At 43.1% G+C, this 25,996-nt stretch carries 23 protein-coding genes; 2 read left to right on the forward strand and 21 right to left on the reverse strand.

Annotation, left to right across the window (positions count from 1 at the left end):
- Positions 1-158: 158 nt before the first annotated feature.
- The 6 genes from ACFORF_RS05915 to cdaA form a co-directional block, all read right to left on the reverse strand.
- Positions 159-1,823, reverse strand: a complete 1,665-nt coding sequence (locus tag ACFORF_RS05915; protein WP_380426338.1) for a ribonuclease J — start codon at positions 1,821-1,823, stop codon at positions 159-161.
- Positions 1,824-2,023: 200 nt separating this feature from the next.
- Positions 2,024-2,782 (reverse strand): ABC transporter ATP-binding protein, encoded by a 759-nt coding sequence (locus tag ACFORF_RS05920; protein ID WP_380426340.1) that lies wholly within the window; start codon positions 2,780-2,782, stop codon positions 2,024-2,026.
- On the reverse strand, positions 2,779-3,648 hold the full coding sequence (locus ACFORF_RS05925; RefSeq protein ID WP_380426342.1) for an ABC transporter permease: 870 nt from the start codon (positions 3,646-3,648) through the stop codon (positions 2,779-2,781). Before ACFORF_RS05925 ends, ACFORF_RS05920 begins: the two co-directional genes overlap by 4 nt.
- A gap of 203 nt (positions 3,649-3,851) precedes the next feature.
- Complete coding sequence (gene glmM, locus ACFORF_RS05930) at positions 3,852-5,204, reverse strand: phosphoglucosamine mutase (RefSeq protein WP_380426344.1); 1,353 nt, start codon at positions 5,202-5,204, stop codon at positions 3,852-3,854.
- 57 nt (positions 5,205-5,261) lie between these two features.
- The gene (locus tag ACFORF_RS05935; RefSeq protein ID WP_380426346.1) at positions 5,262-6,299 is read right to left on the reverse strand and encodes a CdaR family protein; all 1,038 of its coding nucleotides are present in this window, start codon (positions 6,297-6,299) and stop codon (positions 5,262-5,264) included.
- Positions 6,263-7,111: a diadenylate cyclase CdaA gene (gene cdaA, locus ACFORF_RS05940; protein ID WP_380426348.1), complete on the reverse strand. Its 849-nt coding sequence runs from the start codon at positions 7,109-7,111 to the stop codon at positions 6,263-6,265. The genes ACFORF_RS05935 and cdaA overlap by 37 nt, the downstream gene beginning before the upstream one ends.
- 124 nt (positions 7,112-7,235) lie before the next feature.
- On the opposite strand from cdaA, the gene murT reads away from it, so the two are divergent.
- Both murT and gatD read left to right on the forward strand, forming a co-directional pair.
- Positions 7,236-8,579 carry a lipid II isoglutaminyl synthase subunit MurT gene (murT, locus tag ACFORF_RS05945; RefSeq protein ID WP_380426350.1) on the forward strand — a complete coding sequence of 448 codons (1,344 nt, stop codon included), beginning with the start codon at positions 7,236-7,238 and terminating at the stop codon, positions 8,577-8,579.
- Positions 8,579-9,364: a lipid II isoglutaminyl synthase subunit GatD gene (gene gatD, locus ACFORF_RS05950; protein WP_380426352.1), complete on the forward strand. Its 786-nt coding sequence runs from the start codon at positions 8,579-8,581 to the stop codon at positions 9,362-9,364. The genes murT and gatD overlap by 1 nt, the downstream gene beginning before the upstream one ends.
- A gap of 154 nt (positions 9,365-9,518) precedes the next feature.
- Here the strand turns inward: gatD and ACFORF_RS05955 are convergent, their stop codons facing one another.
- The 15 genes from ACFORF_RS05955 to ACFORF_RS06025 all read right to left on the reverse strand — a co-directional run bounded on the left by ACFORF_RS05955 (position 9,519) and on the right by ACFORF_RS06025 (position 25,976).
- A complete protein-coding gene (locus tag ACFORF_RS05955; protein ID WP_380426354.1) occupies positions 9,519-10,166 on the reverse strand; it encodes a YczE/YyaS/YitT family protein in 648 nt (215 codons plus the stop codon).
- A gap of 93 nt (positions 10,167-10,259) precedes the next feature.
- Entirely contained in the window at positions 10,260-11,102 is an 843-nt protein-coding gene (gene licT, locus ACFORF_RS05960) for a BglG family transcription antiterminator LicT (protein WP_380426356.1), read from the reverse strand.
- Between the two features lie 344 nt (positions 11,103-11,446).
- Positions 11,447-12,046, reverse strand: a complete 600-nt coding sequence (locus ACFORF_RS05965) for a histidine phosphatase family protein (protein WP_380426358.1) — start codon at positions 12,044-12,046, stop codon at positions 11,447-11,449.
- A 14-nt stretch (positions 12,047-12,060) separates the two neighbouring features.
- On the reverse strand, positions 12,061-12,717 hold the full coding sequence (locus ACFORF_RS05970; protein ID WP_380426360.1) for a histidine phosphatase family protein: 657 nt from the start codon (positions 12,715-12,717) through the stop codon (positions 12,061-12,063).
- 9 nt (positions 12,718-12,726) lie between these two features.
- Entirely contained in the window at positions 12,727-13,326 is a 600-nt protein-coding gene (locus ACFORF_RS05975; protein WP_380426362.1) for a histidine phosphatase family protein, read from the reverse strand.
- Between the two features lie 134 nt (positions 13,327-13,460).
- Positions 13,461-14,939, reverse strand: a complete 1,479-nt coding sequence (locus ACFORF_RS05980; RefSeq protein WP_380426364.1) for a 6-phospho-beta-glucosidase — start codon at positions 14,937-14,939, stop codon at positions 13,461-13,463.
- 405 nt (positions 14,940-15,344) lie between these two features.
- Complete coding sequence (locus tag ACFORF_RS05985) at positions 15,345-16,781, reverse strand: glycoside hydrolase family 1 protein (RefSeq protein WP_380426366.1); 1,437 nt, start codon at positions 16,779-16,781, stop codon at positions 15,345-15,347.
- Positions 16,782-17,102: 321 nt separating this feature from the next.
- A complete protein-coding gene (gene tkt / locus ACFORF_RS05990) occupies positions 17,103-19,073 on the reverse strand; it encodes a transketolase (RefSeq protein WP_380426369.1) in 1,971 nt (656 codons plus the stop codon).
- A gap of 10 nt (positions 19,074-19,083) precedes the next feature.
- Positions 19,084-19,728 carry a fructose-6-phosphate aldolase gene (fsa, locus tag ACFORF_RS05995; protein WP_380426371.1) on the reverse strand — a complete coding sequence of 215 codons (645 nt, stop codon included), beginning with the start codon at positions 19,726-19,728 and terminating at the stop codon, positions 19,084-19,086.
- A gap of 67 nt (positions 19,729-19,795) precedes the next feature.
- On the reverse strand, positions 19,796-20,887 hold the full coding sequence (ulaG, locus tag ACFORF_RS06000; protein ID WP_380426373.1) for an L-ascorbate 6-phosphate lactonase: 1,092 nt from the start codon (positions 20,885-20,887) through the stop codon (positions 19,796-19,798).
- Between the two features lie 188 nt (positions 20,888-21,075).
- On the reverse strand, positions 21,076-22,740 hold the full coding sequence (locus ACFORF_RS06005; protein ID WP_380426375.1) for a BglG family transcription antiterminator: 1,665 nt from the start codon (positions 22,738-22,740) through the stop codon (positions 21,076-21,078).
- 321 nt (positions 22,741-23,061) lie between these two features.
- Positions 23,062-23,778 carry an L-ribulose-5-phosphate 4-epimerase gene (locus tag ACFORF_RS06010; RefSeq protein ID WP_380426376.1) on the reverse strand — a complete coding sequence of 239 codons (717 nt, stop codon included), beginning with the start codon at positions 23,776-23,778 and terminating at the stop codon, positions 23,062-23,064.
- 3 nt (positions 23,779-23,781) lie between these two features.
- The gene (locus ACFORF_RS06015) at positions 23,782-24,642 is read right to left on the reverse strand and encodes an L-ribulose-5-phosphate 3-epimerase (RefSeq protein ID WP_380426378.1); all 861 of its coding nucleotides are present in this window, start codon (positions 24,640-24,642) and stop codon (positions 23,782-23,784) included.
- 2 nt (positions 24,643-24,644) lie between these two features.
- Positions 24,645-25,310 carry a 3-keto-L-gulonate-6-phosphate decarboxylase UlaD gene (locus ACFORF_RS06020; RefSeq protein ID WP_380426380.1) on the reverse strand — a complete coding sequence of 222 codons (666 nt, stop codon included), beginning with the start codon at positions 25,308-25,310 and terminating at the stop codon, positions 24,645-24,647.
- Positions 25,311-25,490: 180 nt separating this feature from the next.
- Positions 25,491-25,976, reverse strand: coding sequence for a PTS sugar transporter subunit IIA (locus tag ACFORF_RS06025; RefSeq protein ID WP_380426382.1), 486 nt, complete (start codon positions 25,974-25,976; stop codon positions 25,491-25,493).
- Positions 25,977-25,996: the final 20 nt, after the last annotated feature.

Consider the following 25,996-nt stretch of genomic DNA (forward strand, 5'->3'; position numbering starts at 1 on the left):
CTTGATAATCCAAAAACGATTGAGAGGCTAGGACTTTTGTCCCAGCCCCTTTCTTATTCGTTAAAAAAGGCCCCTACTCGCAACTTATTCGAGTAGGGGCCTTCTTCTCTATCTTTTTGTACCGCTAAAGACGTTGCTAGCCATAAAGAATTACTAAATTAACGCACTTCCATCACCACTGGTAGGATAGCAGGACGGCGTTTAGTCTGATCAAAGAGATACTTACTAACCTCATCACGAATCAGAGATTTTAGTTCACTCCAGTCAAATTGATCTCCAGCTAAATAAGCTTCCACACTAGTATTAACGATTTCAGCTGACTCACGCAGGATATCTCGACTCTTCTTCACATATACAAATCCTCGCGTATGGACCTTCGCCTTAGAGATAATTTTTTTCTGACGCTTATTGACAGTCAAGGCAACAATGAAGATACCATCCTCAGAAAGAACTTTACGATCACGCAAAACGATGTTCCCAACGTCTCCCATCACATTACCATCAATCATGACGTCTGCTGCCGGAACACCACCTTGATGGAGGAAACCTTCTTTTTCATCGTAAACCATGATATCTCCACGCTTAACGATGTAAATATTTTCAGGAAACATTCCAATTTCTTGAGCTAACTCTGCATGAGCAGCGAGTTGACGGTATTCTCCTTGGATTGGAAAGAGATAACGGGGTTTCAAGAGGTTAATAAGAAGTTGTAAGTCTCTACCATTGGCATGTCCAGAGACACGAAGAGTATCTGTAATCAGTTTAACAGAACCACCAGCCTTGTAGATGAGGTTTTCAACTCGAGCAACAACAGCCTCCTTAGCTACGTTTGGCGTTGTGATAATATAGACTAAGTCTCCATCTTTAATTTGAACATAGCGATGACGACCGATAGCCATTTTGCTAAGTCCGTTGATTGGTTCTCCCATTCGACCTGTTTCAAGAATAATCAATTCGTGATCCTCAAAACGTTCCATATCTTTGGGTTTGATAATGAGTTTTTCGTTATCAATCTTCAGTTTCTTGAGTCGGATAGCTGTACGAACAATATTTTCCACATCATGACCTGTCAAGACGACACGACGACCATGTAGAGCTGCTGATGTGAAAATCTGTTGAATCCGTACCAGATTACTTGCTACTGCTGCTACAATCACTCGTCCTTGAGCATCTGCAATCACATTATCAATTTCAACACCAACTTCTGATTCACTGGCTACTTGAACCGTTGAGTCTGCATTTGCTGAGTCAGATAGCAGAGCTAAAACACCTTCACGACCAATTTCTGCTAGACGACCCAAGTCAGTTTCATAGAGTTTATCTGCAGCCTGGTCAAATTTAAAGTCTCCTGTATAGACAATATTACCTTTATTTGTTTTAAGGACAATACCCAGACTTTCTGGAATGGAGTGTGTTGTTTTAAAGAAGGATACAGTTGCATCAGAAAATTCAATCTCTGTCTCACTATCTACAATATGGAAATTATCAAATTTCTTGGTCTTATCCAGTCCTTTAACAACCAATTTTGCTAATTCAATCGTCAACTCAGATCCAAAAACTGGAACCTTGACTTCTTGTAATAAATAAGGCAGGGCACCAATAGAGTCTGCATGTCCATGAGTCAGAAAAACACCTTGTACACGGTCCTTGTTTTCAATCAAGTAGTCAAAGTTAGGGACGACAACATCTACACCAAGCTGTTCATTTTCAGGGTACTTCAGCCCCGCATCTAAAATAAAAATAGCTTGGTTAATTTCTGCAATGTAGAAATTTTTACCATTTTCACGCACGCCACCTAGGGCGATTAGTTTAATATCACTCACACGAGTCTCCTTTGAGTTTATTTTATTACATACGGCCCTTATTGCTCGCACTTCACGGCCCGGGTCAATAAGTCGAATTACTGTAGCTAGCCTATTGCTAGATCCCTATTAGTATACCATAAAATAACTCTAACTGCTCAGGAAATCATTCATCTAAATACTTACATTTTAAAAGGGAGCCTACCAGCTCCCTTAGTTTTCTATTCAAATAAACTGTAGTAATCAGAAAGAACCATCTTGGCTTTTTCATCAGCAGTCAAATCTTGAATAATTTTTCCATCTTTCATGACAATCAGACGATTGCCATATTTGAGGGCATCCTCCATGTGATGGGTAATCATGAGGGCCGTCAAGGCTTGTTGCCTTACCAATTCATCAGTCAAATTCATGAGGGAAACACTGGTTTTAGGGTCAAGGGCTGCGGTGTGCTCATCCAGCAAGAGGAGCTCTGGTCGCTTGACAGTTGCCATTAGAAGGCTAAGGGCTTGACGTTGACCACCTGACAAGAGCTCTGTCGGAGTCTCTAAATGGTTTTCGATACCATTCCCAATTTTGCTGATGAGAGTTTGGAATTCTTCCGTATACAGGTGAATTTGACGGGGACGAAGACCGCGCTTTTCCCCACGAAACTTAGCAACCAGTAGATTTTCTGCAACCGTCATCCGAGGAGCCGTTCCCATCTTGGGATCTTGGAAGACACGGGCAAGATACTTGGCCCGTTTTTCAGCAGGGAGATCGGTGACATCTTCTCCGAGAATATGAATACTTCCACTTGTCAGCATCAGTGTCCCAGCAATCACGTTGAAGAGAGTTGATTTTCCAGCCCCGTTTCCACCAAGAATGGTAATAAAATCATGTTCGTAAATATCTAGTGAGACATCATCCAGGATAGTCTTAAAGGCATCAAAACCATTGTTGACTTGGACAGTCGCATTTTTAAGTTCGATTATGGTTTTCATCGGTTCAGACGCGCTCCTTTCATGATTTTTTGCTTGAATTCTGGAATCATCAGGGCAATGGCAAGCACAATAGCCGAGAACATTCTTAAATAGTTGGTATTAAATCCAAGAGCAATAACAGCGGTAATCAAAAATTGATATACAATGGATCCGACTGCGATAGTAATGAGCCGCTCCAGTAAGCTCAGCGATGAGGCAAATAAAACCTCACCGATAATGATACTAGCCAGACCGATAACGATAACGCCAATCCCTTTTGAGACGTCTGCGTAGCCGTCCTGTTGACAAATAAGGGCCCCTGCTAGAGCGATAACCCCGTTCCCCAAAATTAAACCTAGAAGTTCCATGCGATCTGTATGAATACCGAAACTCCGAGCCATATCTGGATTATCTCCCGTTGCGATATAGGCCTGACCAAGTCGAGTGTTTAGGAAGAAAATCATAGCCCCGATCACAAGCGCTACAACCAGCAAGCCCAAAAAGAGTAAATTAGTCGAGGTTGCGAAGGGAAAGAGACTTTGAAGAGTTTTACTATTACCAATCCCCAGATTGGCTCGGCCCATAATCATAAGCATGATGGAATGGCAAGAAGTCATGACCAAAATCCCCGCGAGAAGAGTTGGGATTTTGCCTTTGGTATAAAGAAGCCCAGTGACAAGTCCCGTCAGACATCCTGCACTAACTGCAGCCAGAGTTGCTAAAATTGGGCTAACACCATTGGTGATGAGGGTAATGGCTACTGCACCACCTAGAGGAAAGGAACCTTCCGCCGTCATGTCTGGGAACTTCAAAATACGGAAGGTCATATAAATTCCCAGACCAAGGACCGCATAAAGCAATCCCTGAGAAACACTTGAAATAATCATAACTTACTTTGTCTTTCTAATCCATCAATCATTTTATTATCTTTTAAAAACAAAATATCTGTGGTCGGTTTTAAAAGTTTCCCACGTGATACTGTGTTAATCATTGCCTTTTATTATAACACAAGATAGAGTGGGTGACTATAGGAACAAGTACTCCCTCGAAACTATAAAAGAGCCAGAATGATTTCCCAGCTCTTTATTTATTAATCAATACCAATTTCAACACGGACAACGTCTGCGATGGTGTCAACGTAATAGTCAACAGCCTCATCAGTCGGTGCCTCTGCCATCACGCGCAGGAGAGGCTCTGTACCACTTGGACGAACCAAGATACGACCATTACCTGCCATTTCAGCTTCCATTTTTCCAATGATTTCGGCAATGGCTGGAACTTCCATAGCCTTATCTTTCATGCTGTTCTCAACACGAATATTAACCAATTTTTGTGGATAGATAGTCACTTCTGCTGCTAGTTCAGATAGAGTTTTACCAGTTTCTTTCATGACTTTTGTCAGTTGAATAGCGGTCAATTGCCCATCACCTGTTGTATTGTAGTCCATGATAATAACGTGACCTGACTGTTCTCCACCGAGGTTAAAGCCAGATTTACGCATTTCTTCTACAACGTAACGGTCACCAACAGCTGTAATAGCCTTATCGATTTGAGCAGCATCCAAGGCCTTGTGGAAGCCAAGGTTGGACATTACCGTCGTGACGATAGTATTTTGAGCCAAGAGCCCTTTTTCAGACATGTATTTCCCGATGATGTACATGATTCGGTCACCATCAACGATTTCCCCTTTTTCATCAACGGCAATTAGGCGGTCACTATCACCGTCAAAGGCCAAACCAATATCCGCATTCGTCTTTTTAACCAATTCTTGCAATTGCTCAGGATGAGTTGATCCGATACCATCGTTAATGTTCAGACCGTCTGGCTGGTCACCGATAACTTCAATGTCTGCATTGAGGTCAAGGAAAATATGACGAGCTGAACGATAGGCCGCTCCATTAGCCCCATCAAGGGCTACTTTAATGCCGTCAAGATCAAGCCCTGTCGATACTAAGAACTTCTCATATTTACGCAGACCTTCTGGATAATCGACCAAGCGTCCAAGACCTTGGGCAGACGGACGAGGAAGGCCATCAGTTTCTGCATCAAGAAGAGCTTCGATTTCCAATTCTTGGTCATCTGCTAATTTAAAGCCATCACCACCGAAAAATTTAATCCCGTTGTCTAGGGCAGGGTTGTGGCTGGCAGAAATCATGACCCCAGCACTGGCATTTTCCGTACGAACCAAGTAAGCAACACCAGGCGTTGCAATAACTCCAAGTGTATAAACCTCAATCCCCACAGACAAAAGTCCAGCAATCAAGGCAGACTCTAGCATTTGACCGGAGATACGCGTATCACGACCGACAAAAACTTTAGGGGTTCTTGTTTCATGTTGGCTGAGGACATAACCTCCAAACCGGCCCAATTTGAAGGCCAATTCAGGTGTCAGTTCAACGTTTGCTTCTCCACGGACTCCATCCGTACCAAAATATTTTCCCATGTTACATTTAGATGCTAAGCATCTTCCTCCATTTTCTTTTGCATTTTCTTTTGTATATTATTGACCAGTTTTTGTACTGGTAGTATTATCTGTTTTTTTCGTTACGGTTAATTTTAAACTCATGGTCGCAGGTTGAACCGTAACACTATCTGCAGATAGAGAAACCGGCTTGGTCATCGAATTCGTTAAGCTTGATACATCTACGGAAACCACCACTTCACCAATCTTATCGAGATTTTCCTGGCTACCTGAGATAACGACATCAGTATATTGTGCCTCAAAAGTAACCTTAGAAACAGAATTATCTAGATTACCTGTTAACTCGACTCGTACTGGTACCGTTTTTGTCAACTTTTTCGTCTGAATAGAAACGTTAGCACTAGACGGAGTAATCGATGCTGGTAAAATTGTACCTGATGCTGAAACTGCTCTAAAAGTTACACTGACATCTGTATTACCTGAAATCGTTTCGTCTTTAGTTAAATATGCTTCGACATGATCAATTTGACCAATGGTCGTCTCATCACTTGTCACTGAAACACTTTCTTGATCAAAGGTATAATCTGTTAAAATAATGCCATCTGCAAAGGTGAGTTTACTTTCATCCAGCTGAGCTTGAAAATCTTTGGTTTGCTTTTTACCTATTGTTACTGAGACATTAGCTGGCGTAACCTCTGCAGTAACACCCGTCAATAAATCTGTGACCTGTAAGGCAACTTCATGCGTTCCTTCTGTCAATCCACTCAAATCTGCCACAACTTGAAAACTTCGTGTATCAGCATTGATTTCGGAATCCAAATTAACACGATTGATAGAGGTCAAGTAGACAGATGTTTCGTAAGAATAACCTGATATAAAATAAGTATTCGAATCATACTTAAAATTAATCGGTACATTTTCAAGTGTGTGAGAATAAGTCTCTGTAACCTTAGAACTACTTGTTCCTGCTCTATTGTAATTGACTGATTCTGCGGTTAGAAAAATAACAAAAGCAAACAACAAAGATACCAAGGCAATACCAGTATCCTTATTGAATATACTGCTGAAAAGTTTTTTTATCATTTGGTAAACCTCCTCAGCAATTGTTGAAGCCATGAAGAGTTTATCTCTGTAGGTACAAAGAGTTCCGACAATTTTTGTTCCAGCTTATCAAGCGTCAAAGCATGTAAAAAATGGTTCTTATAGGCTAATGAAATAGCCCCTGTTTCCTCAGAGATAATCAAGGTTACTGCATCAGAATGCTCACCTAGCCCAATTGCAGCCCGATGCCTGGTTCCGAATTCCTTAGAAATATTAGTTGACTCAGATAGAGGCAGATAGGAACAAGCTGAAGCAATTTTCTTACCCTTAATGATAACTGCTCCGTCGTGTAGAGGGGTATTCGGAATAAAAATATTAATCAGTAACTGACTTGAGATGTCGGCATCCAAAGGAATACCGGTATCTATATACTCTCTCAGTGTCTGGTTACGTTCGATTGATATCAAAGCTCCAATTTTCCTTGGCGCCATGTACTGGGCAGCCTTAACCAAGGACGATACTAAACGTTCCTCTTCTGAGATATTCTGATTTTGCAAAAATTGCTGGGGCGTTCGCCCAAATTTCTCCAAGGCAGTTCGGATTTCTGGCGCAAAGATGACAACAACGGCAATAACACCATAAGTGACAACCTGATTCATCAGGTAGGCGATAGTCGTTAATCCAACTAACTCTGCTACAAATCGCAAAGCAATAAATAAGACAATCCCCAAGACCAAAGACATGATTTTGGATCCTGCCATTGACTTAATAAACTTATAAATCAGCCAGGCCACGATTAAAATATCGATCACGTGAATAAGAATACTCCACGGAGATGCAAAAATGGTAGACCAAAAGCTGGAATCTGCTGAAAATAAACTACTCATACTTACCTCATCCCAGTTTAAAACTTCTAATCTAGTTAGAAGTTTTTTAAGACCATTTGATTATACCATATTTCCTAATATTTTTCTTTAACAAAATAGGATTAACTTATGGTAAAATATAGCCATGACTTTAAAAACACAATTAGGAATTTTGGCTGGAAAATCAGCCCACTTTATCCTCAGCAAACTCGGTCGTGGCTCAACCCTGCCAGGCAAGTTAGCTCTGCAATTTGATAAGGATATCCTCGACACTCTCGCTAAAGACTATGAAATCGTCGTTGTTACTGGAACAAACGGGAAAACACTAACGACAGCGCTAACAGTTGGTATCCTACAAGAAGCTTTTGGGACCATCGTAACCAACCCTTCTGGGGCTAATATGATTACAGGGATTACCTCAACCTTTTTAACTGCCAAACCTAACAAAAACGGTAAGAAAATTGCGGTATTAGAAATTGACGAGGCCAGCCTCCCTAAGATTACAGAGTACCTCAAGCCAAGCCTCTTTGTCTTCACCAATATTTTCCGTGACCAGATGGATCGCTATGGGGAGATTTACACCACCTACCAGTTTATCTTAGATGGTGCTGCTAAGGCGCCCCAGGCTACTATCTTAGCCAACGGTGATAGTCCACTCTTTCATGCCAAAGAAACGGTTAATCCTATGGCCTTTTATGGCTTTGACACAGAAAAACATGAGCCACGCTTAGCCCACTATAATACAGAGGGAATCGTCTGCCCAGAGTGTCAGAGTGTCATTAAGTTCCGCCTCAACACCTATGCTAACCTCGGTGATTACGTCTGTGAGAACTGTGGCTTCCATCGTCCACGTCTCGATTACGCTCTAACGGAATTGACTGAAATTACCAACACCAATGCCAAGTTTATCATTGACGGTCACGATTATGAAATCAATGTTGGTGGGCTCTACAATATCTACAATGCCTTGGCTGCCGTTGCGGTAGCTGAGCACTTCGGAGTGGCACCAGAAATCATCAAGGCTGGTTTCCAAAAGAGCCGGGCGGTCTTCGGTCGTCAAGAAACCTTCACAATTGGTGACAAGTCCTGTACCTTGGTCCTCATCAAAAACCCTGTTGGTGCCAGCCAGGCTTTGGATATGATTAAGCTAGCTCCTTATCCCTTCTCCCTCTCTGTTCTCCTCAATGCCAACTATGCCGATGGGATTGATACCAGTTGGATTTGGGATGCAAATTTTGAATCCATCTTGGATATGGATATTCCTGAGGTAAATGCTGGCGGTGTCCGTCATTCTGAGATTGCCCGTCGCCTCCGCGTCACAGGCTATCCTCAAGAAAAAATTACCCAAGCTAAAAAATTAGAGGATATTTTGGCCCTCATTGAAAAACAAGACTGCCAGCACGCTTACATTTTAGCTACTTATACTGCCATGCTAGAATTTCGTGAACTCCTTGCCAATCGCAAGGCTGTGAGAAAGGAGATGAACTAATGGTCTATACTTCTTTACAATCTCCTGTAGACAAAACTTATCGTTTTCAGCTTAATATGGCCCACCTGTATGGTGATTTGATGAACACCTACGGAGACAACGGTAATGTCCTTATGCTCAAGTACGTTGCTGAAAAGCTAGGTGCCCATGTGACTGTTGATATTGTCTCCATACACGATCGTTTTGAAAACAAGCACTATGACTTGGCTTTCTTTGGTGGCGGTCAAGACTTCGAACAAACCTTAGTGGCTAAAGATTTACCAGCCAAACGCTTAGCTATTGAAGAGTACATCAGGGATGAGCGCGTCATGTTGGCCATCTGTGGCGGTTTTCAATTGCTGGGGCAATATTACATCCAAGCAAATGGCGAGCGCATTGAAGGTCTGGGAGTGATGGGGCACTACACCCTCAATCAAACCAACAACCGCTATATCGGAGATATCAAAATCCACAATGAAGAATTCAACGAAACCTACTACGGTTTTGAAAATCACCAAGGGCGAACCTTCCTCTCAGACGATGAAAAGCCACTGGGAAAAATTGTCTACGGACAAGGAAACAATAGTGAAGACGGAACTGAGGGCGTTCATTATAAAAATGTATTCGGCTCCTACTTCCACGGGCCAATCCTTTCCCGTAATGCCAACCTGGCCTATCGTCTGGTCACGACTGCTCTTCGCAATAAGTACGGCAAAGATATTCAACTTCCAGCCTACGAAGATATTCTAAGCTTAGAAACCCCAGAAGAATACGCTGACACCAAGTCTAAGGCTGAATTTGAATAAGATTTTCTTTTCAAACTCTATTTTAAACCTAAAATAATCTAAATAAACACGAGCTACAATCATTGGGAATCATAATGATTGTAGCTCGTGTTTTTAGATGATAAATTTAAGCAAATATAGTACTGTTTGCCTTAAAATATGAGTAAATAAAATGTTATCTATCTTTAGTCAAGTAACTATAAAGTTTTTCAGTATAAGGATGGCAGAGCGCTATCACTCGACCTGTCAACACCATCGCCACTGCTGTTCCTAGCCCAATTCCAATGATATGTCCTCTAGCAAGGAGACCCAACGACAATGACAGAGATATCGCACAGGCATCGAGAATGTTTTTCCCAAAGCCAAAGTTTCGTTTGCAAACAAGGCCGATAGTTTCAGCAAGAGCATCGGCAGGGTTAGGAATAACTCTCATCCCAACCGTGACAGAAGCCCCAATCCCTGTCGCAGTTATCCCCAGCAGCATAGCCAAAATCCGCCAAGTCCAGTTATCTGGTACGACAAGAATCTGGTCAAAAAGCTGGATAAAGGCACTTCCTAAAAAGCTGGCAAAAACCTGGGTCATTTGGAGAAGTCTAAATGCCTTGCCCAGCAGTAAAAACTGCACTCCAATTAACAGACTGAGAAAGACAAAGTTCACAACGCTCAGCGGCAGATTGAGAATTTGTGATATAACGTAGGGTACAGAGGTGACTGGAGCTACTCCCAAACTGGTCTTGGTATTGAGACAAACTCCAAAAGCCAGCACTAAATTCCCTAGCAGGTAGACCAGGAGGGTCTTGCCATTTATTTTTGTTTGTAACATGGTATTCCTTTTTTGAGATTAGATGAAAAGAAGCTGGACAAAAGTCTCAGTTTCTTTGCTTATTATTTCTGGTTGGTCTAGCATAGCCAAAGGCTATTGTGCCTGCTTGACCTGAAGGCGTTGAATATGAATGGTCAGATAGACCTGCTCATCCAAGCTCATTGGAAACTCATAGGCTGCTTCCACTAATTGATTAATCTTTTGGCAACAGGCAAAGGCCTTGGGATAGTTGTTCTGCACCTGCTCATAGAGAAAGGCATCGTTATTCCCCTGAATCATGCCATTGACAATCCGTTGGGCAAAATACTGAACATGAGTCACAAATCGGGTATAGGCAATATCTGACTCATCCAGCTGAGCCCCAAAGTGAAGGCGGACAATATCCAGTAACTCCTGAACAATCTTGGCCATCTTGAGATTCTTCTCGCCTGACTTGCTCTCTTTTTGGGCGTTGATAAAATGCAAAGCGATTGAGGCAGCCTCTTCTTCGCCTAGATGAAGAGTATAGGCCTGCTCCAAGCGACTGACGAAGGTTTTACCCAATTCAAATTCCTGGGGATAGAACTTGCGAACTTCCCAAAATAAGGGATTTTGTATCTGAAATCCACTGCGCACCCGTTCAATCGTATAGTGAATATGATCCGCAAAAGACATATAAAAATTCGTATCAAAAGTTTCGCCAAGAACCTCTTCAGCCTCATGAATCATATCCATGACTAGGGTAATTTCTTGACCATCAAGATCTCCATAGATTTGACCGAAGGCCTGAGCCTCTTCCTTGCCCTCAAGAACAAAGCGTTTTTCAATTAGGGTCTCATCAAGAAAATCCCCCGTTTTCTTTTGAAAGCCGAGACCACGCCCCATGACAATCAACTCATGGTCCGAGTCATCTCTAACTTGAACAACATTATTGTTATAGACCTTTTCGACTTTCACAGAGTTCTCTCCTTTGAACTAATATATCTAATTTTATCAGAAATAGAGGGCTTTCACAAGCTAAACACTGCAAGTCAATACGACGTACTCATGAAGAAAATGCATGTAGCCATTTTCTGGATACATGCATTTTTTCAAAATATTTTCATGAATTTTACATAAGTAAGTAGAGTTTTTCTTATTTCTACATAAAATTATAGCAAAAATTTATTATAAAAGATATCATTTTTCATGAAAATACGTTATCTGAAAACAAAATTTTCTTCATGCGTTCGGCCTGTGCAAGTCAACCGCTCTGCTATTGCTTTTAAAGAAAATTGGATGTTTTATATAATATATTGAGTTTAATCTTTGCTATAGAGGTTTTCCTTATTAACCGGATCGTAGATAGAAAGCAAATCATAATGGCCGTCCTCATAATCAAATTCTAGAATGGCACAATTGCTCAAACGAACTTGAGGAGGGTCTTGTAACACCCCACGGTAAAATTGGGCAATGGCTGCACCGTGGCTAACTGCCAGAAGAGTTTGTCCTGGATGCTGCTCAAGGAGATCTGTAACAGTCTTGCCCATGCGCTCTCTAACGGACATGGACCCCTCGCCACCATAGGTCACAAAATAATCACCGTAGCCAATGTTTGGTTGCAGGGGAGGATTGAGATACTCCTGCTGACCTTCAAAGGCCCCAAAGTCCATTTCCTTGAGGCCTTTAAGCCTTGTGATATCTGTCCGATCGCTGGCCAATTCAGCCGTATCACAGGCTCTTTCCTGGGTTGAGCTATAGACTGCGTCAAAGGCAATGCCTTTTGCTACAAAATAAGCATGGGCTGCACGAGCCTGCTCAATACCTAGCTCCGTCAGCGGAGAATCACAGGCTCCTTGAATACGCCCTTGTAGGTTAAACCGTGTTTGTCCATGGCGCATGAGATACAGTTTTGTTGTCATAGTAATTTCCTCTTTCATTTGTGGTTTTTGAAAAAATCAGCTGTCACTTCTTCTAGGCTAGGATAAATAGACGGAAAGACTTGGCCCGTAATAGGGTCAATCAGTTCTACCAAATGAAACTGTCCATCCTCCACCTCATAGTGAAAAATAATGCAATTACTGATATGGAGAAGCGGATATGCCTTCAAATCTAGTTGAAACATAAAGTTCATGAGAGCACCTGCATGGCTGACCGCAAGCACTGTCTCTCCTTCTGCTGTTCTCTCAGCAATGTCAAAGACCGCTCCCTTGATGCGCTGCCCCAACTCTTCCTGACTCTCCCCACCATGGTGGATTTTATAGTAGTCTCCATGGCCGATTTGGCCTGGTTGTGGGGTTGGGTGCAGGTACTCCGGTTGACCTTCCATACGGCCAAAGCCCCACTCGCGGAGCCCTTTCAGACGCTTGTAATCAGTCCGTCCTGTCACCAATTCCAGGGTGTCAGCAGTTCGCTCAGCTGTCGAACAATAGAGGGCATCGAAGGTCAGCCCAGCCTCTTCGAAATAGGCGCGAGCTTGCCTAGCTTGGTCCTGTCCTAATTCTGTCAGTGGTGAGTCACACCACCCCTGAATTCTCTTTTGGGTATTAAAAAGCGTTTCTCCGTGGCGCATGAGGTAAAGTGATTTGGTCATGTCATCTCCTTAGAAGTCATAGATTTTCTCTGCCAGCGGGTCAATCAATTTCACTAAGTTTAACTGCTTATCTGTCACCTCAAATTCACAGATTGAACAGTTGGTAAAATATAGTCCCTCAGGAAATGTAATGCCCAACTCTAGCATGAGCCCCCACATGGCAGCACCGTGGCTAACCATGAGTAAGGTTTCTCCATCGGCCATCTCAAGCACCTCTTCAACACAATCCTTAACCCGTTTGCCAACTTGGATAATATCCTCTCCACCATAGGACACCAGTAAATCCTCAAAGGACTTGGCACCTGGGCGGAATTTAGGTAAGAGATGTTCAGGCTGGGCTTCAAAACTCCCAAAATTCATTTCCTTGAGGCCCTTGAGTTGTTGGACCTGCTCGATTCCAGAGACAATTTTAGCTGTGTCCGTCGCTCGTTCTTGAGTTGAGGAATAAACCTTGTCAAAAGTCACTCCCTCTTCATTGAAATAGGCGCCTGCTACCTGGGCTTGGGCGATACCGTTTTCGGTCAGTGGTGAATCACACCAACCCTGAACCCGTTTTTGAGTGTTGAAAAGCGTCTCTCCGTGACGCATGATATAAATTTTTCGTGTCATGTCATCTCCTATTTTGTAAAATCAAGTTCGCAGGCTCTCGTCTCATCCGAATCCCTGCTCTGCTATGTCCTAAAAGTCCAAAAAATCGAGAAAATACCAAGTGAGGTCAGGAAGTCCCTAACCTCTGCTTGTCTTTAATCGTTCAAAATATTAGCGGCGTTGCTGGCGATGAGTTCCTTGTAATAGAAGAAGGAATCCTTACGGGAGCGGTCAAAGCTTCCATTACCTTGGTCATCAGCGTCCACGTATACAAAACCGTAGCGCTTAGACATCTCAGAAGTTGAGGCAGAGACCAGGTCGGTACAGCCCCACCAAGTATAGCCCATGAGCTCCACACCGTCCTCAATGGCTTCATACATTTGTTTAACGTGTTTTTCCAAGTAGTCGATACGATAGCTATCATGAATAGAGCCGTCTGCTTCTACTGTATCCAAGGCACCGAGACCATTTTCCACGATAAAGAGTGGGATTTGGTAACGGTCGTAGAGCTTGTTGAGGGTTACGCGCAGACCCACTGGGTCAATCTGCCAACTCCAATCAGAGGCCTCAAGATAAGGGTTTGCTTCTCCTAACAAGAGGTTCCCGGCTGTCTTTTGCTCGTCTGTTTGGTTGTTTGGATGGCGAGTCACAGAAGTCATATAGTAAGAAAAACTCATGAAGTCTACTGGATATTGAGCCAAGATTGCCTCATCACCTGGTTCGAAGTGAATGGTGATATTGTTTTCCTTGAAGAAACGGTTCATGTAACGAGGGTATTTTCCTCGGACCTGCACATCAGAGTAAAAGAGGTTAGACTGGTCCTTTTGAACTGCATTCATGATGTCATCTGGATGGCAGGTTGCTGGGTAAGCTTCCATGCGAGCCAGCATCATACCGACCTTGTAGTCTGGATCAATCTCATGGGCTGCTTTTGTAGCCAAGGCTGACGCGATAAACTGATGGTGAACCGCTTGGTACATTTCATCCAGATGGAGTTTACCGTCTTCAAAGAGCAAACCGCCAGACAGGTAGCCTGTCATGCCAAGGATATTGATTTCATTGAAGGTCAACCAGTACTTAACCTTGCCCTTGTAGCGATTGAAAACCGTCTCCGCATAGCGGACAAAGAAGTCGACAACCTTGCGGTTTTTCCAACCACCGTACTCCGTTACCAAGTGGATTGGAAACTCGTAGTGAGAGAGCGTTACCAGCGGTTCGATACCATATTTATTGAGTTCATCAAAGACCTTGTCGTAGAAAGCCAGTCCTTCTTCGTTTGGTTCCAGCTCGTCGCCATTTGGGAAAATCCGTGGCCAAGCGATAGACAGACGGAAAGTCTTGAAGCCCATTTCAGCATAGAGGGCGATATCTTCCTTATAGCGATTGTAGAAATCAGAACCCCAACGTTTGGGATAGAGACCTTCAGTATCTTCCATGGCAAACTTGAGTTTTTCAAGCGTCATCGGAGTCGTAAATTCACCGCTCATGGTCTTGCGTTCTTCAGGTGAGACTGCGCGAGCAGTATCAGATGTAGCAAACCCACGACCACCTTGGCCAAAGCCTCCTTCAAATTGGTTGGCAGCTGTTGCTCCACCCCAGAGGAAGCCTTCTGGGAATCGTTTTTGTTCGGACATGACGAACCTCCTTGTTAGTGATGATACTATCATACTGCTTGTGGAGCTGACTTTCTTCTACTATCATATGAAAGACTGATACTATTCTATGAATTTTGAGATGAACTTTAAGTCATTTTTAAAATTGTACTATCAATGCTAGCAACTTGAACCAGCTCTGCTATTCTCACAGAAAGTTCTTGGATGGACCATAGCAGAGCCAACAGTTTTTATCTTATACTCTTCCAAAATCAAAACTATACGTCGTTAGGTTTCCTTGCCTAACTCTCTTATGCCTACGTCAGCCTGCCCTGTCTATTGAGATTTTAAGTGAGTATTATGAGAACAGGTTGACCACTAGATTTTAAAAACGAAAAAACCGAACACGGCTCCAGCTTTGACTAGACAAGGTGTTCGGTTCTTATTTTATTTGTAAAGACTAGCACCGTCAGTGGCGATGACTTCCTTGTACCAGTTGAAGGATTTCTTCTTGTAGCGAGCCAGTGTACCTGTACCATCGTCATTACGATCAACGTAGATAAAGCCATAGCGTTTGCTGAGCTCTGCTGTGGAAGCTGAGACCAAATCAATTGGCCCCCAGGTTGTGTAACCCATGAGCTCAACCCCATCCTGCAGGGCTTCTCCTACTTGCACCAAGTGTTTTTGCAAGTAATCAATACGATAGTCATCTTCGACTGTTGGACCGTCAGGGCCATCTACGAGGACATCCTTAGCACCTAACCCATTTTCCACAATGAAGAGTGGTAACTGGTAGCGGTCGTAGAAATCGTTGAGCACCAGACGAAGACCCACTGGGTCAATTTGCCAGCCCCATTCAGATGATTCCAGATAAGGGTTAGAAATTCCACCCATGATATTTCCCTTGCCGACAGCATAGTCCTCAGGATTATGAGCCTGAGCCACAGACATGTAGTAAGAGAAGGAGATAAAGTCGACAGTGTTTTTAAGCATCTCTTCATCGCCGTCTGCAAACTGGATCTCGATGCCATTGTCACGGAAATAACGCTTGATGTAGTTTGGATATTTTCCACGAACATGGATGTCTGAGAAGAGATAATTTTGGTTTTCAAACTCACGCGCAGCCAGCTGATCCAGTGGATTTGACGTCATCCCATAGGCAGGCATGGCCAAAACCATACAGCCAATCTTAAAGTCTGGATTGATTTCATGACCGATTTTAGTAGCCAAAGCTGAGGCTACCAATTCGTGGTGAACCGCCTGGTAGAGGTCTTGCTTAGACAAGTCCTCATAAGGTGTGGCAATCCCTCCAGACATGAACGGTGCGTGTAGAACAGAGTTGACCTCATTAAAGGTCAGCCAGTATTTAACCTTATCCTTATAACGCGTGAAGACTGTACGGACATAGTTCTCATAGAATCTAATCAAATCACGATTGGCCCAACCATTGTAGTGACGTGCCAAATAAAGCGGTGTCTCATAGTGGGACAAGGTCACCAGAGGTTCGATCCCATACTTGGCCAATTCATCAAAGACCTTGTCATAAAAGGCTAAACCAGCTTCGTTTGGCTCTGTTTCATCACCATTTGGGAAAATCCGTGACCAAGCGATAGACATGCGAAAGACCTTGAAGCCCATTTCAGCAAAGAGAGCGATGTCTTCCTTGTAGCGATTGTAAAAATCAATTCCTTCAAGCTTGAGGTTATCAGGCGTTGGTTCATCTGTAATCAAGGGATTGTGGTCTCCAGCCTTAGCTGGTACGCCGCCTCGAGGGGTTACATCCTGTACAGACAGCCCCTTGCCGTCAACATTGTAGGCACCTTCAAACTGGTTGGCTGCAGTCGCTCCACCCCAGAGAAAATCTTTCGGAAAAGTATAGGTCATGGTCATACTCCTTTAGTTTTTTTCCTAGTATAACTCATAGCAGAGCTAGATTCTAGCAAAAAACTAAGATAATCTGATACTATCCTACGGTAAAAATTTCTCAAATCAACCAACTATTCGACTCTGCCCGGCATCAAAGCAAGCAAAATAGACTCCCTCCCTTCTAACTTTCTTAAATCCTTTATAAAGATAATAAATACAGGATAACACCACCAAAATCAAGTAAGAAAGGCTGGCGTAGCATTCACTTAGCAAACAAAATAACTCCACATTACAACAAAAAATCAACCTGATTTCTCAGGTTGATGGGATGATATTTTCTTACAAGCCTTTCACTATGTTTACGACATTTTCAACGGTGAAGCCGTAGTTGTCGATAACAGTTTGAGCTGGAGCTGAGGCACCAAACTTGTCGATACCGATGACAGCACCGTCAAGGCCGACATACTTGTACCAGCTTTGCGTTGCAGCCATTTCAATCGCCACACGACGGCGAACACTTGATGGCAAGATTTCTTCTTTGTAAGCTGCGTCTTGTGCATCAAAGAGCTCTGTTGATGGAAAAGATACGACACGTACCTTGTCACCTTGAGCGACTAATTCTTTGGCTGCCTTCACAGCCAAGTTTACTTCTGAACCAGAAGCGATCAGAATCGTATCAAAATCAGCTGTATCGTAGACCACATAGGCACCTTTTTCTACTTTACCAAAGTCTGTGCCTTCTTCAACGGTTAAATTTTGACGGGTCAAGACAAGTGCTGTTGGAGTCGATGTGCTGGTGAGAGCCAAGTGCCAAGCAGCTTGTGTTTCACGCGCATCCGCTGGACGGATGACGTTGAGGTTTGGCACGGCACGGAGTCCTGCCAAGTGCTCGATTGGCTCGTGGGTTGGGCCATCTTCACCAACGGCGATAGAATCATGGGTAAAGACATAAGTCACCGGCAATTCTTGGATAGCTGACAGACGCATCGCCGCTTTGACATAGTCAGAGAAGACGAAGAAGGTACCACCGTAGACGCGGAGTCCACCGTGAAGCGCCATACCGTTCAAGACAGTACCCATGGCAAACTCACGCACACCAAACTGGATGTTGCGGTTGAGTGGGTTTTTGCTGTCTTGGAGGCCGTCAGCCTTGATGTAGGTCATGTTGGAGTGAGCCAAGTCAGCAGAACCACCCAAGAAGGTTGGCAAGACTGCAGCTGCTGCGTTGATCGCATCTTGTGACGAGTTACGAGTTGCTTGTGAGAAGCCATTGTCGTAGACTGGGAAGTCTTTTTCCGTGATCGTCACAGGTGCTTGACCAGCTACGATGGCATCGATGTCACTTGCTACTTCTGGGTAGGCAGCCTTGTAGTCTGCAACCAATTTTTCCCAAGCCGTGTAGGCTGTTTGACCGCGGTCCGCAACATTTACTTTGAAGTCTGCGTAGACATCTGCCGGTACTTCAAACGGTGCGTAGTCCCAACCAAGGTTGGCACGGGTTGCAGCTGTTTCATCAGCACCAAGAGGCGCACCATGAACGGCATTGGTCCCACCTTTGTTTGGTGAACCATGTCCGATAACAGTTTTCACTTCGATCAAGCTTGGTTTGCCAGCAGTTTTTGCCGTTTCAATCGCTGCAGAAATAGCTGCCAAGTCTGTACCGTCTTCAACGAGAGCTGTATGCCAGCCGTAGGCGTCGTAACGGGCACGGATGTTTTCAGAGAAGGCATCCTTGGTTTCACCGTCCAAACAGATATCGTTTGAATCGTAGAGAACAATCAATTTTTCCAAGTTTTGAAGACCCGCATAAGAAGATGCTTCAGCAGATACACCTTCCATGAAGTCCCCGTCACCAGCGATAACGTAGGTATAGTGGTCAAAGATTGGAAAGCCATCTTTGTTGTATTTTGCAGCCAAGAAACGCTCTGCTTGGGCAAAACCAACGGCAGTTGAAATTCCTTGTCCAAGAGGACCAGATGTCGCATCAACACCAGCTGTATGGGTCACTTCTGGATGACCAGGTGTTTTAGAGCCCCATTGACGGAAATTTTGCAACTCATCAATTGTCACATCACTATAGCCTGAAAGGTGCAAGAGAGCGTACAAGAGCATAGAGCCATGACCAGCTGACAAGACAAAACGGTCACGGTTAATCCAGTTTGGTTGCTCAGGCGTAATGCGTAGGTGGTTTGTGAAGAGGCTGTAGGCCATCGGTGCAGCACCCATGACCACACCCGGGTGACCAGAGTTAGCTTTGTTGATGGCGTCGATTCCAAGGAAGCGAATCGCGTTTACTGAAAGATTTGACATCCTATTCTCCTTATTGTTTGAAGGCAGCCCAGTCTTTGGCGAAAATTTCGAGACCTTGAGCTGTCAGTGGGTGTTGGGTCATCTTAGCAAATAAGGCATCTGGGATGGTCGCAATATGCGCACCAAGCTTAGCTACTTCTTCCACATGAACGGTATTACGGATGCTAGCAGCGATGATTTTAGCATCATAGTCATAAAAGTCAATAATAGCACGCAAGTCGGCAATTAGCTGATAGGCATCTGTTCCAATGTCTTCAAGACGACCGACAAAAGGACTAATATAAGTCGCACCTGCCTTGATAGCCATGAGCCCTTGTGAAACGGTGAAAATCAGCGTCACATTTGTTTTAATGCCTTCACGTGAAAGCACATTAACAGCTTTAAGGCCTTCGGTTGTCATAGGGATTTTAACTACCACATTTGGTGCCCATTGGGCAATGCTTCTAGCTTCAGCAATCATGTCTTCTGCTGCTTCACCCGTCACCTCAGCTGAAACAGGTCCGTCAACAATCTGACAGATTTCCTTAATAACCGTTTCAAAATCACGTCCCTCTTTAGAAATGATAGAGGGATTGGTCGTCACACCATCGACGACTCCAAGTTCATTGATCAATTTAATGGCTGAAACATCAGCTGTGTCTAAGAAAAATTTCATATTATACCTCTTTAAATTCGGTTGAGTGAATAATGAAAGGGCTGATGGACAACCCTTCCTGTGTTAATTAAAGCAATGCCTTGAATTGGATGTTTGAATCTTCCAAGAAGCAGTCATCAAAGCCACGTGGATGGTGGTATTCAATCCGATCTTTATCCAATGGATAAGTGTATTTACCACCCACTTCCCAGATAAATGGATGGAAATCATACTGCAAACGTTCTTTGCGCATCTTCCAAAGTTCCAAAATCTCATCCGTTGATGCCATGAAGTTTGACCAGATGTCGTAGTGAACTGGGATGATGACTTTAGCACGCAAATTTTCAGCCATACGAAGCAGGTCGATTGAAGTCATCTTGTCTTGAATACCGATTGGGTTGTCCCCGTAGTTGTTAATAGCCACGTCAATCTTAAAGTCACGACCATGTTTTGCAAAGTAGTTTGAGAAGTGTGAGTCTGCACCGTGGTAGATGGTTCCGCCTGGTGTTTCAAAGACGTAGTTGACAGCTTTCTTAGCCATGAGTTCATCTGTCACCGCAAGACCTTTAAGGTTGCCACCGTTTTCTTCGTAGCCATCAATAGGAAGAGTTACCAAACATGTCCGGTCAAAAGATTCTACCGCATGAACTTTGACATCTTTAAATTCAAAGCTGTCACCTGGTGCGATACGGATGATACGGTCAGCAGGTACGCCCCATTTTTCCCAGATATCCCCTGACTCAGTTGGTCCAACAAATTTCACATGATTGAGGTTTGGATTGTTCAAAATCGCTGCTGCTGTGTTGATATCCATGTGATCGCTATGAACGTGAGATACCAAGTAGTAGTCCAACTCATTGATGGCAAATGGATCGATGACCATTGGTTGCACGCGCAAGTTTGGTTGGAGTTTACGAACACCCGCCATGTTAGCCATTTGGTGACCCCAAACCATATCTTTTACTTTTTTAGTTGATTTTCCGCGTGAAGCCCACAAGTCCATGACGATATTGGCACCACCAGGTGTCTTGATCCAAACACCACAGTTACCTAGCCACCACATGGCAAAGTTATCAGCAGGCACAACTTCTTGTTCAATTTCTTCATTGAGCCAAGTGCCCCACTCTGGGAATGTTGAGAGAATCCATGATTCACGTGTAATATCTTGTACTTTAGCCATCTGGCTTTCCTCCTCTTGAGTCTTGTTGTTTTTACAAGACTAGTATAGTCCAAATAACCTCCCATAAAAAGACCAAGAAACACACAAATTTGTGTTCAGTTTTGGGCTATTATAATCATTTTTTGCCATCTAAAAAAGAAGTGAAACTCACTTCACTCCGACAAAAAAATTAATATTCTTAACTTAATTTAAAGTTTATTGGATTGCATCATCTCTTGTTCCAAAATATGACTAATTTGAGCTTTCAAGACACGGCGTTCATCTACATCTGGAACATAAGGTTGAAGGCAATTTTCAAGTTTTTGACTGATTGAAACAAACTCCTCGTTCTCTCGGTGATTGAAAATTCGCGAAAGTTTCATCCGATCCAACTCCGTCAATATCGGTTGAACAACCATCACTGGTAAAGAGGTTTCCAAAGCATCGCTCGTTGAGATGACAATATCAGCAACCACAATATCGGCTACACTGTAAAATTGTTCTGAGGTAAACACGGCCTGGATAAGGCAGTGATTGAGTATACTCTCACATTGACTCAGCAGTAATTTCTGAATTCCAATTCCTTCATCACAAACAATAATCACAGATTTATTTTCTTGTAATTGCGAAACATCTTTAACTAACTCGCCTCCCAAATGAATGACCAAATAGGCAATGTCATCATCATTCAACCGAATAAGCCAAGATTCCTCAAGGAGAGAGGCACAGCCTTGTGTCATTTGGAATAAATCTGAATAGCGGGTTTTAATTTGCTGCGTTAATGGATTAACTGAAACAATGCCGTAAGTCTTTCGATATAACAAAGCTTTGCAATGGCGAAGCAACTGATTTAATAAATCATCATAATGTTTAAAATTCAAGTGATATTGCTCACTTAAAGCCATCAAGAAACGATTTAAGACCGTCTTCATCTCTGCATAATCTTGACTCTCTAAATGAGAATCACGATCTTTCCTAAAGGACAATAAGAGCATGGCCACAAGACTAATCTCAATTTTATCTAATTGCAACTCAAATCTTTGCTCCAAGCCCTGAGCAATCTTACTAGCTAGAGCGTATTCTTTCCGTTTCCAGGTTAAGCTAAAATCCCGATTAACCGCTTGGCGTTCTTCTTCTGTCAATTCAATACTACGATAACTCAACAATAAATAGGGTAAAATCTGAACCATAAACAGACTATCTTGTGGATTTAAGGTTTTTCCCAGAGTTTCCTGAGCACAGGTTAGAGATTGATGAATATAATTATTTACCTCATCGGAAAAATACTGCTTTAACCCTGTCAGGTCAATAAGTCGATCACGAATAATGTCTACAAAATTCTTATTCCCCTCCGTATAGATACGGTAGAGAAGTCGATATAAAAATTGTATCTTTGATAAGGGATGACAAACGAAATAATAGCCACTTACTTTAGTTACCTGTAACTGAATGTCATACTCTTCTTCACTTAACTTAGACCGTATGTCATTCAAGTCATTTAAAACTGTATTCCTAGAAACATCGTTCAACTTCATCAACTTTTCTAAGGTGACTCTCTCTTTAGAAATCGCAATATAAGTCAAGGTCAGTTGAATTCGCTCTTCCACACTCATGACATAGGAGTAATCATCCAATTGCGCTAACAGTTCTTGACAGGCTGACTTTTGAGCAGAACTCAATACGATACCTACTCTGGGATAGCTGATAATCTTGTCAACATCAGCTGGGAGAACATCATTAATCTTATCCAAATGATAATAAATTTTACGTCTCGACTGATTAAGAGTCTTTGAAATCTCCATGATGGTTTCTGGGTTCTCAAGTCCCATTAAATAAATCAGAAGATCATAGCTCTTTTTATCAAGTACAAACATTCTTCTCCTCCATCTCACATCAATTACTATAATTCATCACTAAAAATTAGCTAAGTTTAAACTAAAACCACACAACTGTTTTCTAATCAAAAACTCTGTAACCCTTATTAAATAACGGATTCATTAGGACTTCGACACTCATTTTTTCTTATAATCACGACCTATCCATTATAACATTAACATCATCGATTATAATATTTTTCTCAAACTTTCTTGTTAACTCAGTCTACTTATTGTTAAAAATCGGCAAATCAACTAACACATGATTTACCGATTAACTTGTTCAATTTTTAAGAGAGTGAGGGAATCAGTCTAAGGTTATTAATGAGCATCCCCTTTTTGACCATAATAGGCATTAGGACCGTGTTTACGGAGGTAGTGCTTATCAAGAATATATTGTGGGGCAGGTTCAACTCGTGGATTGATTTGCTCAGTGTAACGATTCATCCGGGCCACTTCTTCAAGGACAACACTGTGGTAAACCGCTTGTGCTGGGTCTTTACCCCATGTGAATGGGCCATGATTTCGAACCACAATCCCTGGAATAGCAACTGGATTAATCCCACGGCGAGTAAATTCTTCGATAATGACAGTTCCAGTTTCTTTTTCGTAGGCAGAGTTGACTTCTTCTGCTGTCAAAGAGCGGGCACAAGGCACTGGCCCATAGAAGTAATCCGCGTGCGTGGTCCCATAAAAAGGAATGTCACGACCAGCCTGGGCCCAGCCAACAGCTTCTGTTGAGTGGGTGTGAACCACGGCTCCGATTTCAGGCCAAGCCTTGTAGAGCTCCACATGGGTCTTGAGGTCAGACGATGGATTGAGGTCTCCTTCCACCACGTTCCCGTCAAGGTCCGTCACGACCATGTTTTCAGGGGTCAATTTGTCGTAATCTACACCGGAAGGCTTGATGACGATGCGACCAAGTTCCCGGCACACTTCAGACACATTTCCCCAAGTAAATTTGACGAGACCATGTTTGGGGAGAGCCACGTTCGCCTCATAGACACGTTGGCGCATTTCTTGTAAATCTTTTGGCATGTCTTATAATCCTGCTTTCTCAATTAATGGGTAAAGGAAATCTTGTGCCTTTTTGATAGCGGCCTTGGTTTCTTCTACCGTTTCACAATTTTCTGACCACATTTCAATCAAAAATGGCCCTTGGTAATTGGTCTTTTTCAGAACTGCAAACATATTTTCCCAGTCCACACAGCCTTGACCAAAAGGCACATCACGGAACTGACCTTTTGAGGTTTCTGTGACAGCATAGGTATCTTTCAAGTGAATAGCTGCGATGGAACGATGACCAAGGTAAAACTCACTCCAGATATCGTTGTGCCAAGCAGAGACATTTCCTGTGTCTGGGTAGACAAAGAGATAGGGAGAGTTGATTTCTTTCTCAATCGCCTTGTATTTTTCAATTGAGTTGATGAATGGATCATCCATAATTTCTATGGACAAAATGACCTGTGCTTGCTCTGCCCAGTCACATGATTTCCTCAAGTTGCGGATAAAACGCTCACGTGTTTCAGGAGACTTTTCTTCATAGTAAACATCGTAACCAGCTAATTGAATGACACGAACACCCAAGTCTTGGGCCAGTTCGATACATTTTTTCATAGCTGACAATGCTTCTGTTTCCAGCTCTGGATCGTTTGATCCAAGCGGATAACGGCGATGGCCAGAGAAGCAGATGGTCGGAATCCGAACACCTGTTTCGTAGATAGCTTTCACGACGTCAAGACGTTCTTCTTTTGTCCAGTCGAGACGAGCCCAACGGGCATCTGTTTCATCGACAGACATTTCGACAAAGTCAAAGCCTAATTCTTTTGCAAATTGCAGGCGTTCCAACCACGTGAAGTGCTTGGGTGTCGCCTTTTCGTAAATCCCAATAGGACGTGTCATGTTTACCCCCAGATACGGCGGATTTCATCTTTGAACTCACGGGCAGCTGCAGCTGGATTATCCGCCTCGGTAATCCCACGGCCAGCGATGAATGTGTAGACATCTACGCCTTCAAAGAGTTTGAGTGTATCGACATCCAGTCCGCCTGTCACAGACACACGGAAGCCCATGTCGATGAGTTTTTTCACTTTATTGAGGTCTTTTTCACCCCAAGTTTCGCCAGCAAGTAGAGCATCACGTGATTGGTGGTAGATAGCTTGAGAGATCCCTGCATCGAGCCAGAGCTGTGCTTGTTCATAAGTCCAGTCCCCGTAGAGTTCGATTTGGATTTCTCCCTTGTCACCGCGCACTTCCTTAATGGCTTTCAGAGCAGCTTCCATTGTTGGAATCGTTGCAGAACAGATACAGGTCATCCAGTCAGCACCACGTACTGCGTTGTTTTTCGCGACGGTACCGCCAGCATCCGCACACTTAGTATCTGCAACGATGATTTTTTCTGGGAAGAGGTTGCGAAGAACTTCGACCAATTCGCTACCAACTTGGAGAAGGCATACCGTACCTGCTTCGATGATATCCACTTCGTGGCCCACTGAAACGGCTGCTTTAATAGCCCCTTTGAGGTCTGAGTGATCGAGAGCGACTTGGAGATTTGGAATTTGTTTTGTCATAGTTAGACTCCTTTATTCATGGCATTTGGGTTACCCCATTACTCCTTCATTATAAAACGCTCGCAGTGTTCAAAAAAGACCAAATAAAACACAGCCCAGTGTTCATTTTTGGACTGTGTTGAGACTTATATCGATTGAAAAAACAGCACCAAAATGCTGTTTCCAATAATTTAACTATAATTAGTCTTCTAAATCAAAACCTTCAAGGTAGGGACTAGATTTTGATTCTTCTACCATTTCTAAGACTTCTTCTGGTGTTTGACATGCTACCAAACGCCCAATAGAATTTTCCAATTCAAACAGGGCAATGATTTGGGGGATTGCGACAGATGTATGAATAGCAGGTGTTGTAGCTGCCAAAGTCAAAAGCACACTAACTTCTTTTCCATCTGAAAAGGTCACAGGTTCTTTGAGGGTAATGAGAGCAAATGAATCTCGATTGACACCATCTCCTGCTTCAGCATGAGGCATTGCCATCCCTGGCATAAGAATATAGTATGGTCCATACTTTTCTGTTGAAGCAATGATGGCATCATAATAGCGTCGTGTCGCAGCTCCACTGTCAATGAGGGGCTGAACAGCTAATTCGACAGCTTTTTCCCAGGTATCTGCACTTAAGCCCAGACGAATAGAATTATTTTCGATAAATGATTTTTTTAAGTTCATGATCAAACCTCTTAGTACTT

Origin of the sequence: Streptococcus caprae (genome assembly GCF_042649745.1) — a bacterium.
GTDB classification, from domain to species: domain Bacteria; phylum Bacillota; class Bacilli; order Lactobacillales; family Streptococcaceae; genus Streptococcus; species Streptococcus caprae.

Excerpts from the sequence above, each read along its gene's own strand:
- ACFORF_RS05920 (WP_380426340.1), bottom strand. The coding sequence starts at position 2,782 with ATGAAAACCATAATCGAACTTAAAAATGCGACTGTCCAAGTCAACAAT.
- ACFORF_RS05925 (WP_380426342.1), bottom strand. The coding sequence starts at position 3,648 with ATGATTATTTCAAGTGTTTCTCAGGGATTGCTTTATGCGGTCCTTGGT.
- glmM (WP_380426344.1), bottom strand. The coding sequence starts at position 5,204 with ATGGGAAAATATTTTGGTACGGATGGAGTCCGTGGAGAAGCAAACGTT.
- ACFORF_RS05935 (WP_380426346.1), bottom strand. The coding sequence starts at position 6,299 with ATGGCTTCAACAATTGCTGAGGAGGTTTACCAAATGATAAAAAAACTT.
- cdaA (WP_380426348.1), bottom strand. The coding sequence starts at position 7,111 with ATGAGTAGTTTATTTTCAGCAGATTCCAGCTTTTGGTCTACCATTTTT.
- murT (WP_380426350.1), top strand. The coding sequence starts at position 7,236 with ATGACTTTAAAAACACAATTAGGAATTTTGGCTGGAAAATCAGCCCAC.
- gatD (WP_380426352.1), top strand. The coding sequence starts at position 8,579 with ATGGTCTATACTTCTTTACAATCTCCTGTAGACAAAACTTATCGTTTT.
- ACFORF_RS05955 (WP_380426354.1), bottom strand. The coding sequence starts at position 10,166 with ATGTTACAAACAAAAATAAATGGCAAGACCCTCCTGGTCTACCTGCTA.
- ACFORF_RS05965 (WP_380426358.1), bottom strand. The coding sequence starts at position 12,046 with ATGACAACAAAACTGTATCTCATGCGCCATGGACAAACACGGTTTAAC.
- ACFORF_RS05970 (WP_380426360.1), bottom strand. The coding sequence starts at position 12,717 with ATGACCAAATCACTTTACCTCATGCGCCACGGAGAAACGCTTTTTAAT.
- ACFORF_RS05975 (WP_380426362.1), bottom strand. The coding sequence starts at position 13,326 with ATGACACGAAAAATTTATATCATGCGTCACGGAGAGACGCTTTTCAAC.
- ACFORF_RS05980 (WP_380426364.1), bottom strand. The coding sequence starts at position 14,939 with ATGTCCGAACAAAAACGATTCCCAGAAGGCTTCCTCTGGGGTGGAGCA.
- ACFORF_RS05985 (WP_380426366.1), bottom strand. The coding sequence starts at position 16,781 with ATGACCTATACTTTTCCGAAAGATTTTCTCTGGGGTGGAGCGACTGCA.
- tkt (WP_380426369.1), bottom strand. The coding sequence starts at position 19,073 with ATGTCAAATCTTTCAGTAAACGCGATTCGCTTCCTTGGAATCGACGCC.
- fsa (WP_380426371.1), bottom strand. The coding sequence starts at position 19,728 with ATGAAATTTTTCTTAGACACAGCTGATGTTTCAGCCATTAAATTGATC.
- ulaG (WP_380426373.1), bottom strand. The coding sequence starts at position 20,887 with ATGGCTAAAGTACAAGATATTACACGTGAATCATGGATTCTCTCAACA.
- ACFORF_RS06005 (WP_380426375.1), bottom strand. The coding sequence starts at position 22,740 with ATGTTTGTACTTGATAAAAAGAGCTATGATCTTCTGATTTATTTAATG.
- ACFORF_RS06010 (WP_380426376.1), bottom strand. The coding sequence starts at position 23,778 with ATGCCAAAAGATTTACAAGAAATGCGCCAACGTGTCTATGAGGCGAAC.
- ACFORF_RS06015 (WP_380426378.1), bottom strand. The coding sequence starts at position 24,642 with ATGACACGTCCTATTGGGATTTACGAAAAGGCGACACCCAAGCACTTC.
- ACFORF_RS06020 (WP_380426380.1), bottom strand. The coding sequence starts at position 25,310 with ATGACAAAACAAATTCCAAATCTCCAAGTCGCTCTCGATCACTCAGAC.
- ACFORF_RS06025 (WP_380426382.1), bottom strand. The coding sequence starts at position 25,976 with ATGAACTTAAAAAAATCATTTATCGAAAATAATTCTATTCGTCTGGGC.